The sequence below is a fragment of the Methylomagnum sp. genome, assembly GCF_054333355.1.
The window spans coordinates 1-9,438 of record NZ_JBTEKS010000154.1 but is presented as its reverse complement, the minus strand read 5'-3'; the positions used below and the strand labels follow the sequence as shown (position 1 = coordinate 9,438).

General features: G+C 59.1%; 6 protein-coding genes and 2 pseudogenes. 5 read left to right on the top strand and 3 right to left on the bottom strand.

Annotation, left to right across the window (positions count from 1 at the left end):
• Window positions 1–4: 4 nt before the first annotated feature.
• Window positions 5–364 (top strand): annotated as a pseudogene (locus ACXWUF_RS12725) (MFS transporter); the annotation flags it as partial.
• Window positions 253–3,645, top strand: a complete 3,393-nt coding sequence (gene hrpA, locus ACXWUF_RS12720) for an ATP-dependent RNA helicase HrpA (protein WP_458495044.1) — start codon at window positions 253–255, stop codon at window positions 3,643–3,645. The pseudogene ACXWUF_RS12725 and the gene hrpA, both read left to right, overlap by 112 nt.
• A 23-nt stretch (window positions 3,646–3,668) precedes the next feature.
• On the opposite strand, the gene ACXWUF_RS12715 is transcribed toward hrpA, so the two are convergent.
• Both ACXWUF_RS12715 and ACXWUF_RS12710 read right to left on the bottom strand, forming a co-directional pair.
• Window positions 3,669–4,094, bottom strand: coding sequence for a hypothetical protein (locus tag ACXWUF_RS12715; protein ID WP_458495043.1), 426 nt, complete (start codon window positions 4,092–4,094; stop codon window positions 3,669–3,671).
• A gap of 27 nt (window positions 4,095–4,121) precedes the next feature.
• Window positions 4,122–4,226: pseudogene (locus ACXWUF_RS12710) on the bottom strand (MerR family transcriptional regulator); the annotation flags it as partial.
• Between the two features lie 363 nt (window positions 4,227–4,589).
• Here ACXWUF_RS12710 and ftsH point away from each other — a divergent pair.
• Window positions 4,590–6,509, top strand: a complete 1,920-nt coding sequence (gene ftsH, locus ACXWUF_RS12705; RefSeq protein WP_458495042.1) for an ATP-dependent zinc metalloprotease FtsH — start codon at window positions 4,590–4,592, stop codon at window positions 6,507–6,509.
• 1,320 nt (window positions 6,510–7,829) lie between these two features.
• On the top strand, window positions 7,830–8,066 hold the full coding sequence (locus tag ACXWUF_RS12700; RefSeq protein ID WP_458495041.1) for a hypothetical protein: 237 nt from the start codon (window positions 7,830–7,832) through the stop codon (window positions 8,064–8,066).
• Between the two features lie 168 nt (window positions 8,067–8,234).
• On the opposite strand, the gene ACXWUF_RS12695 is transcribed toward ACXWUF_RS12700, so the two are convergent.
• Window positions 8,235–8,666, bottom strand: a complete 432-nt coding sequence (locus tag ACXWUF_RS12695; RefSeq protein WP_458495040.1) for a DUF4383 domain-containing protein — start codon at window positions 8,664–8,666, stop codon at window positions 8,235–8,237.
• A 365-nt stretch (window positions 8,667–9,031) separates the two neighbouring features.
• Here ACXWUF_RS12695 and ACXWUF_RS12690 point away from each other — a divergent pair, with 365 nt between their 5' ends.
• Window positions 9,032–9,376, top strand: a complete 345-nt coding sequence (locus ACXWUF_RS12690) for a four-helix bundle copper-binding protein (RefSeq protein ID WP_458495039.1) — start codon at window positions 9,032–9,034, stop codon at window positions 9,374–9,376.
• Window positions 9,377–9,438: the final 62 nt, after the last annotated feature.

Here is a 9,438-nt window from a genome sequence, read left to right as displayed (position 1 = left end):
CCTCATGTTCGCCGCGTTCCTGCTGACCTCGGGTGGCGTCTCGGACCGCATCGGCGCCCGACACGCAATCGCCTACGGCGCCATCCTGTTCATTGTCTCGTCCTTGGCATGTGGACTGGCCCCTTCGCTCGGCGCCCTCGTGGTGGCACGCCTGGTCCAGGGCGCTGCCGCCGCCCTGATGATGCCGGCGTCCCTGGCCTTGATCCGTCAGGCCTACGACGACCCAGGCCGACGCGCTCGCGCCGTCGGAGCCTGGGCCATGGGCGGAGCTGTGGCTTCGTCGTCGGGACCTCTCATCGGCGGACTGGCGATGCTCATCGACTGGAGACTGGTCTTCCTGGTCAACCTGCCTGTCGGCCTGACGCTATTGGTGCTCTTGCGCCGCGCCGCCCGGATTTCAAGCTCATCATCACCTCCGCCACCATCGACCCGGTACGCTTCTCCCGGCACTTCAACGACGCGCCCATCATCAACGTGTCGGGCCGCACCTACCCGGTGGACGTGCGCTACCGCCCGGTGGACATCGAGGAAGGCGACGAGACCGACAAGGCCGAACAGACCGCCATCCTCAACGCCGTGGACGAGTTGTGGCGGGAAATGCCCGGCGACATCCTGATTTTCCTGTCGGGCGAACGGGAAATCCGCGAAACCACCGAATCGCTACGCAAGCGCCATCCGTCCAAATGCGAAATCCTGCCGCTGTACTCGCGCCTGTCCCAGTCGGAACAGGAACGGGTGTTCAAACCCACCGGCCAGCGCCGCATCGTGCTGGCGACCAACGTCGCGGAAACCTCCCTCACCGTGCCCGGCATCCGCTCGGTCATCGACACCGGCTACGCCCGCATCAGCCGCTACAGCCACCGCAGCAAGCTGCAACGCCTGCCCATCGAGAAAGTCTCCCGCGCTTCCGCCAACCAGCGCTCGGGCCGCTGCGGGCGTGTCGGGCCGGGCATCGCCATTCGGCTGTACTCGGAACAGGATTACCTCAACCGCGCCGAGTTCACCGATCCGGAAATCCTCCGCACCAACCTCGCGGCGGTCATCCTGCAAATGCACGCCCTCAAGCTGGGCGACATTTCCCGCTTCCCCTTCGTCGAACCGCCGGACGAACGCTTGATCCGCGATGGACTCCGCACCTTGCAGGAGGTCAACGCCTTGGACGAGCGCGGCCACATCACCGAGATTGGCCGCAAACTCGCCAAGCTGCCGGTGGACCCCAAGCTCGGGCGCATCCTGCTGGCCGGGGCCGACGAGCATTGCCTGACCGAAATCGCCATCATCGTCGCCGCCCTGAGCGTGCCCGATCCCCGCGAGCGTCCGGCGGATCAAGCTTTGTATGCCGACCAGAAGCACTGGCGGTTCCGCGACGAGAACTCGGATTTCCTGGCCTTCCTGAACCTGTGGAAGGACTACGAGGAACACAAGAAGCACCTGTCGAAAGCCAAGCTGCGCCAGCATTGCCGGGACAATTTCTTGTCCTATGTGCGGATGAACGAATGGCACGACATCCATAGCCAGATCATGGACGTGGTGAAGGGCGAACTGGAATTGAAGCTGAACCTCGCGCCGGGCGAATACGGCGAAATCCACCGGGCGCTGCTGTCCGGCCTCTTGTCCAACGTCAGCTTGAAGCAGGAGCAGGCCGAATATCTCGGGGCGCGGGGGGCGAAGCTGTTCATCCATCCCGGCTCGTTCCAGTTCAAGACCAAGCCGAAATGGATGATGTCCGCCGAGCAGGTGGAGACGACCAAGGTCTACGCCCGCACCGTGGCGAAGATCGACCCGGAATGGATCGAGACCGTCGGGGCGCACATCGTCAAGTTCCAGCACTACGACCCGCACTGGGAGCGCAAGGCGGCGCGGGTGGCGGTGCATGAGCGGACGATGCTGTTCGGGCTGGTCATCCAGGCCGGGCGGAAGATTCCCTTCGAGCGCATCAACCCCAAGGAAGCGCGGGAAATGTTCATCCGCCACGCCCTGGTGCTGATGGATTACGACAGCAAGGCGTCGTTCTTCCTGCACAACCTCAAGCTGCTGGAAGAGGCGGAATACCTGCAACAGAAGGGCCGCCGGGCGGATTTGCTGGTGGACGACGCTTGGCTCTATCGCTGGTTCGACGAGCGCATCCCAGAGGACGTGGTGAACGGCGTCACCTTTGAACGCTGGCGCAAGGCGGCGGAGGTCCGCCAGCCGAATATTTTGAAGCTGACCCGCGCCGACATCACCGCCAAGGAAGACGCCTCGCTGGATGTGAAGAACTTCCCCGACCACATCCAGGCCGGGCCGCTGCGCTTCCCGCTGGAATACCGCTTCGAGCCGGGCCACGAAGAGGACGGCGTGACCGCCATCATCCCGCTGCATCTGCTCAACCAACTGGACCCCACGCCGTTCCGCTGGCTGGTGCCGGGCTTGCTCAAGGAGAAGGTGGTCGCCCTCATCAAGTCGCTGCCCAAGACCTACCGCATCCACTTCGTGCCGGTGCCGGACCACGCCGAACGGGTCATGCCCATGCTGGATGTGGGGCGCGGTTCGCTGTACGGACAACTGGCCTCGGCGCTCAAGAAAACCGGCGGGATTGCCTTGTCGCAGGATGCCTTCCGGGAAGACGTGATGCCGGTGCATCTGCGGATGAATTTCGCGGTGGTGGACGAATTCAACGCCGTGGTGGACCGCTCCCGTGATTTGGACGAGTTGAAAAAACGCCATTCCGCCGACGCCGGGAAGAACTTCCAGCAGTTGGCCAGGCAGGCTTATTTATATACGGGACTGAAGGACTGGAGCTTCGGCGATTTGCCGGAATGCTTCGACGGGGAACACGACGGCCAGAAGGTCTACGGCTTCCCGGCGGTGGTGGACGAGGGCGAGACCGTGGGCGTGCGGGTGTTCGAAACCCCGGAGGAAGCCGCCCGCCAACAGGAACTCGGGCTGGCCCGGCTGTTCCGGCTGGTGCTGGCCAAGGAGTTGAAGTACCTCAAGAAGAATCTGGCGGTGAACACCCAGGCCGAGTTGATTTATAAGCAACTGCCCGCCCATCCGTTCCTCTATCCCGACCTGAAACCGGGCCGGGAATTGCGGGAAGACTTGCTGGATCGGGTAATGGGCGCGTTGTACTTGGAAGGCCAGCCGGACATCCGCAGCGCCGCCGCGTTCACGGGGCGCATTCAGGCGCACCGCACGGAGTTGGTGACGAAAGCCGAAGACATGGCGAAGACCGCGCAAAGCTTGCTCACCCTGTACGGCGAGGCGCAAACCAAGCTGAAAGCCTGCCGCGTGGCACCCGCTAAAGCGGATATGCAGGCGCAATTGGCGCTGATGATTTACGCGGGGTTCTGGACCAGCACGCCTTATCTGCAAATCCGGGAAATGCCCCGCTATCTCAAGGCGGTGCTGAACCGGCTGGAAAAATCCGCCCAAGACCCGCTCAAGGATTTGAAGCAGTTCAAGGAAGTGGAGCCGTTTGCGGAGAAATACTGGAAAGCGGTGAAGGCGGCGAATGGGCGGATTGCGCCGGAGCGGGATGGGTTCCGGTGGATGATGGAGGAGTATCGGGTGTCGCTGTTCGCGCAGCAGTTGAAGACGCCTTATCCGGTTTCGGCGAAGCGCTTGGAGGAGGCTTGGCAGGCGGCAGCCAAAGCAAGCAGATGACCCGCGCCGTTGGGGCAATCGCACTATATATTAGGTGTTCCCCGTTTTCTCCCTCTCCCCAGCGGGAGAGGAGACACAAGCTTTTTTTGCGCATAGCGCGATTGCCCTGGCCGGTTGAGCCGCTCCAACACTGATTTTACCGTCACGCCATAAACCACCACCGCCCACTTGGCCCCGGCCCGCTGCGCCAAATCGCGCACCCGGGCCGCAGAATCCGAGCGCAGGGCCGGGAATTCCGCCGCCAGGACATCCGGTTTCAGCGCCAAGGCGTCTCGTTCAAAGTCGGCAAAAATAGGATGCTTGCCGATAATGTTTATCGGAAACATTTTTTCTATTTCAGTGTCCAAGGAAAACGGTAGGAAATCACCGTAAACTAGAAGGCGGATACTCAGCCCGGGTTCGGCCAACTGAATGGGATTTGTGGCGTGTAATTCGGCCTGGGCTTGCAATCTTTCCCGCAAAGCCTCATCTGATAGTTATGCCACGCCGCCGATGGCGCGTCCGCCTTCGACCAATCGCCGGATGAGCGTCAGACGGGCCACATCCTTGTGGGTGTAATAGCGATGGTTATACGGTGTGCGGCGTGGCGTTACGGTGTTGTAACGGCACCCTTAGACCCGCAAGGTATCCATGGGGATACCTGTCATGCGGACCACGGTGCCGATGCCAAAGGTGGGTTCATCTAGGGTATTTGTCGCCATGGGCCTTGAACTTGCATATTTAAAATTGCCGACCGCTAACGATGCTACGAAAAACTTTTGTCCATGACAACGGGTTGACAACCCACATTGTTCATATGTTAGTGTAGACACCGACTGAACAGACAGATTATTTTCGCTCCCGGCACTTGGCATTGCCTGGACATTAATAACAACCAAACGAGTCCGACATAATTCCGGGATGCCGAACAACGGCCTTCCGCCCTACCAACCTTAGGAGGCTCCATGAAAGACATGGCCAAAAACGTCCTGTTATGGGTCGTCATCGCCGTTGTTCTGATGTCGATATTCAACAATTTCGGCGCTCGCTCCAAAACCGACAACTCGATTTCCTATTCCAACTTCATCCAGGCGATCAACCAGGGCAACATTAAGCAGGTGAGCATGGATGGCCCCGTCATCACCGGCATGATGACCGATGGCGACCGCTTCACCACTTACAATCCCGGCGACACCCACCTAATCGACGACCTGCTCAAGTACAACGTCGATATTAAAGTCACGCCGCCGGACCGCCCTTCCCTGCTGATGCAGTTGTTCATGTCGGCCTTCCCCATGCTGCTGATGATCGGCGTTTGGGTGTACTTCATGCGGCGGATGCAGGGCGGCGCGGGCGGCGGCGCCATGTCGTTCGGCAAGAGCCGGGCGCGCTTGATCGAGGAAGACAAGGTCAAGGTCAGCTTCGCCGACGTGGCGGGCTGCGACGAAGCCAAGGAAGACGTGCAGGAAATGGTCGACTTCCTGAAAGACCCCAGCAAATTCCAGAAGTTAGGCGGACAGATTCCCCGTGGCGCCCTGATGGTGGGACCGCCCGGCACAGGTAAGACCCTTTTGGCTCGCGCCATCGCGGGCGAAGCCAAGGTGCCGTTCTTCTCGATTTCCGGCTCCGACTTCGTGGAAATGTTCGTCGGCGTGGGCGCTTCCCGGGTCCGCGACATGTTCGAGGAAGCCAAGAAGCGCTGCCCCTGCATCATATTCATCGACGAAATCGACGCGGTGGGCCGTCAGCGCGGCGCCGGTCTCGGCGGCGGACATGACGAGCGCGAACAGACCCTCAACCAATTGCTGGTGGAGATGGACGGTTTCAGTGGCAACGAAGGCATCATCATCATCGCCGCCACCAACCGCCCCGACGTACTGGACAAAGCCCTGCTCCGTCCGGGCCGCTTCGACCGTCAGATCACCGTGGGCCTGCCCGACGTGCGCGGTCGCCAGCAGATTCTGAAAGTCCACATGAAGAAGGTGCCGATCTCCAACAACGTCGAAGTGGAATGGCTGGCCCGTGGCACGCCCGGCTTCTCCGGCGCGGATTTGGCGAACCTGGTCAACGAAGCGGCTCTGTTCGCGGCCCGCACCAACAAGAAGCTGGTCGAAATGTTGGACTTCGAAAAGGCCAAGGACAAAATCCTGATGGGCGCCGAGCGCAAGTCGGCGGTCATGAGCGAGGAAGAAAAGCTGCTCACCGCCTATCACGAAGCCGGTCACGCCATCGTCGGTCGGGTCGTGCCGGAACATGACCCGGTCTACAAGGTCAGCATCATCCCCCGTGGCCGGGCGCTGGGCATCACCATGTTCCTGCCGGAACGGGACCAGTACAGCGCCAGCAAGCAGAAGTTGGAAAGCCAGATTTCCAGCTTGTTCGGTGGCCGCATCGCCGAGGAAATCATCTTCGGCAAGGAGAAGGTGACGACGGGTGCCTCGAACGACATCGAACGCGCCACCGGCTTGGCCCGCAACATGGTCACCCGTTGGGGTCTGTCGGAACGGCTCGGCCCGCTAGCTTATAGCGAGGAAGAAGGCGAAGTGTTCCTGGGCCGCTCGGTCACCCAGCACAAGTCGGTGTCCGAGGAGACCGCCCACCTCATTGACGAGGAAATCCGCTCGGTGATCGACCGCAACTACGAGCGCTCCGAACGGATTCTGCGCGAACACTTGGACCAGTTGCATATGATGGCGGAAGCCTTGATGACCTACGAGACCATCGACCGTCATCAGATCGACGACATCATGAACGGCAGAGTGCCCGGTGCCCCGGAGAACTGGGACAGCAAACCGCCGAGCGCCGGGCCCACTGGTTCCGACAGCGGCAGCCCCTCCCGGCCCCGCGAAGTTGGCCCGATTGGCAAGACCGCCGACCTGCACTAACCGGAAAGTCTGGGACCACGGGCTTCCGTGGTTCCCAGCCGCGACTAACAACCCCCCAAGACTTGGGCGACCTCATCATTCGAGGTCGCCTTTTTTTGGCTTGGCGCTTGCCCCTTCCCGCTGGTCCCCAAGCTGGCGCGAGGAATTGGGGCGGAGCTTCAAGACCGTTTCCTAGATCAAGGACGAGCTGACGGTGGACAACACGGCGGGACTGGTCCGAGTGGCGTATCAATACGGATCAATCAAGGCTTGACGGCTGCTTGCCCATCTGGATTGACGGGCCGTCTGAAGAAGGCGAATTTATCCTATTGAACGGCCAATGAGTTTTGGCTTGAAGATAATCGAGCGGGTATGTCTTCTATAAGAATGTCTGATAAAAGGAAGGGTAATAGCCGTGTACAATTTATGCGTAACCTCGACAGAACTTTCAGGCAAGCCGCTTTTAGTCCCTCGGGTGTGCCGGGCCAAAAGTTCTCCTCCTCTTGGCGACCCTCGTGGTCGCTTTTTTTTGTCTTTCGTTCAGGCAAAAAAATGCCCGCATCAGCGGGCCGATTTTTTTGTTATTTTTGGCATTGGACCCATCCACCAAAACGGTCGGGTGCGGTCCATTAAGCAGTGCTTTATTGTTGTTTTTAAAGCCCGAATCGGGCCTTCCTCCTCTTTGACGACTCTTAAAAGTGCGCTTCATCCCTAAAGCTGGGCACAGTCTAATGAAAAAAAATTTAGTGTCCACACTTTTTTACCTTGGCGGCGAATGGGATTAGCTGTTCCAAAATTGTTGTTTAAAATCAATCCCTTAATAGAATTAGAACCTACTAATATTCAAGTTCCAAATGCCCGCGCCGGATATCTCGGACACGGGTAATTGTCCCGCCACGGACACACTCGGCACCCTCCGCTAAAACTTGCACAAAAGCGCTCGCGCCGCCACGGGTTCTGGAATCCAAGGCTTGCTTTGGGGATGTTTACGCCAAAGTAAGCCTTGGACTCCAGCACCAGCCGCCGGTCCTGTAGCCTGGGTTTCGCCCTGAAAAACTCGCTTGCCATAACACACCTCCCCATACCTATACCTTAGGGCCACGCTTCCGCGCCCCCGCTGTGCGGTATCTCACCGATTTTGGTGCGGACTCAACCCCAAACCTGGCCCCCACCGCCCATCACCAGGCACCCCTTACCCCAGCAATCCTAAGCGTCAATCCTTATGGCCCATTATGTGCTTAATGACTGCTGAGTTTGTCAAACTTCACAGGGGAACCCGCCGCCAGGAAATACTGGCTCAACGTCGCCGAGCTTTGTCATTTTCAGATCGAGGTCACGACCATGCAAACATCATTCGGAATTCTGTTAAGACGCCAACTCACCGTCCTGGCGCTCAAAGGATATGGCTGGAAACGCCGGAAGCAGCGCCGGGACGTTTCTTACCGGATTGAATGGCAAGACCCCTCCTCGGGGCACTGGTACACCGAGAAAACCGCGTTCCGCCTTCTGAAAAGCAGCCTCCTGGCGGAATACGACAAAGCGAACCCTGGCGGCGGCAATTACCATATTCATTTCTAGCCCCGCCTGTTCTGGTCCCTCCGATTTCACGCACTGACTGTTGTTCTTTCTCTTCCCGCTTCGAGTCGCGGAGATGGCGGCTTCATTTTTCCAAATCCAACACGAAATAACCCGCCCCCAGAACTGGCTGGAGGCGGGCCGTTTCGCCGCTTATGGCGGACTATTGCGTCAGAAAGTCGGCGCGTGGGTTTCCCCCTGATGGGCCGGGGCGGCAAAGCCAAAATAGGCGGCCACGGCGGCGGTTGCCGCGTGAATCACCACATCGCTGCCGTACAGCGGGGCCAGACCGAATAGCATGTTGGTGGCCGGGATAATGCCCAGCAGGGTCAAGATGCCAAACAGTATCGCGTTGACCTTGGCGAATCCCACCGACATCATGAAACTCCGGGCGGCCATAATCCCCCAGATACCCACGCCGATATGCACAATGTTATGCACCAAATTAACCGGGAATATCCCCAGCAATCGGCCATAACCCGTGGCCACGGCCAGCCCCGTGGTATCCACCAAGGGCGAGACCAATCCCGGCAAAAATCCCATAATGCCGACGATGACGTAGATGATTCCGAATACCCGTGCGAATGCCTGCACCTGTGTCATAACACACCTCCTTGATTTTAAAAACCACCGGAAACGGTGGCTCCGTCCCCCGTAGGGTTCCGACGGCGGTTCCTTCCGAAAGTCCTCAGTGAAAACGGTTCCGGCAGGGAAACAGCCTGTCTTAGCAGGGTTAGAGCCGAGCGTTTAGGCATGGTTCGGACTTTTTTCTGCCTATCCGTAATACCCCTTATCCCATCAACCCTTACCCCGCCCGAATATACTCCACCGGCAACGCCAGTCCCCGCCCTCGCCTTTCTGCGTACTCGTACTTATTTTAAAAAAAGCGCCCGGCCTTCATTCTGTTTCAATAATCCCGTCTGGCGGGTTTTTGAAGGTACTTAATGTCCACCATGGAGACTTATCTCATGAACGAGCAAATGCAATCCTGTATTCAAGAATGTCTGGACTGTCATCGCGCCTGTGTGGAAACGATGGCTTATTGCCTGGATAAAGGCGATAAACATGCCGATTCAGACCATCTTCGGTTGCTACTGGATTGCGCCGAAATCTGCCAGACCAGCGCCAACTTCATGCTGCGCGGGTCGGACCTGCATCCGATGACTTGTGAGGTGTGCGCGGAGATTTGCGCGGAATGCGCCGACGCTTGCGATAGCTTCGAGGACGACGGGAAGATGCAGAACTGCGCCGCCGCCTGCCGGAGCTGCGCGGAAATGTGCCAGACGATGGCGGAAGAGGTTGGCGTCGAGTAATGTTGCCGTGGGAGCGGGCTTCAGCCCGCGATCAGTCGGTCATTCATCGCGGGCTGAAGCCC

What these genes read in the sequence shown, in the direction of transcription:
- ACXWUF_RS12695 (WP_458495040.1), bottom strand. Translation starts at nt 8,666, where the DNA reads ATGACACAGGTGCAGGCATTCGCACGGGTATTCGGAATCATCTACGTC.
- ACXWUF_RS12700 (WP_458495041.1), top strand. Translation starts at nt 7,830, where the DNA reads ATGCAAACATCATTCGGAATTCTGTTAAGACGCCAACTCACCGTCCTG.
- ftsH (WP_458495042.1), top strand. Translation starts at nt 4,590, where the DNA reads ATGAAAGACATGGCCAAAAACGTCCTGTTATGGGTCGTCATCGCCGTT.
- ACXWUF_RS12690 (WP_458495039.1), top strand. Translation starts at nt 9,032, where the DNA reads ATGAACGAGCAAATGCAATCCTGTATTCAAGAATGTCTGGACTGTCAT.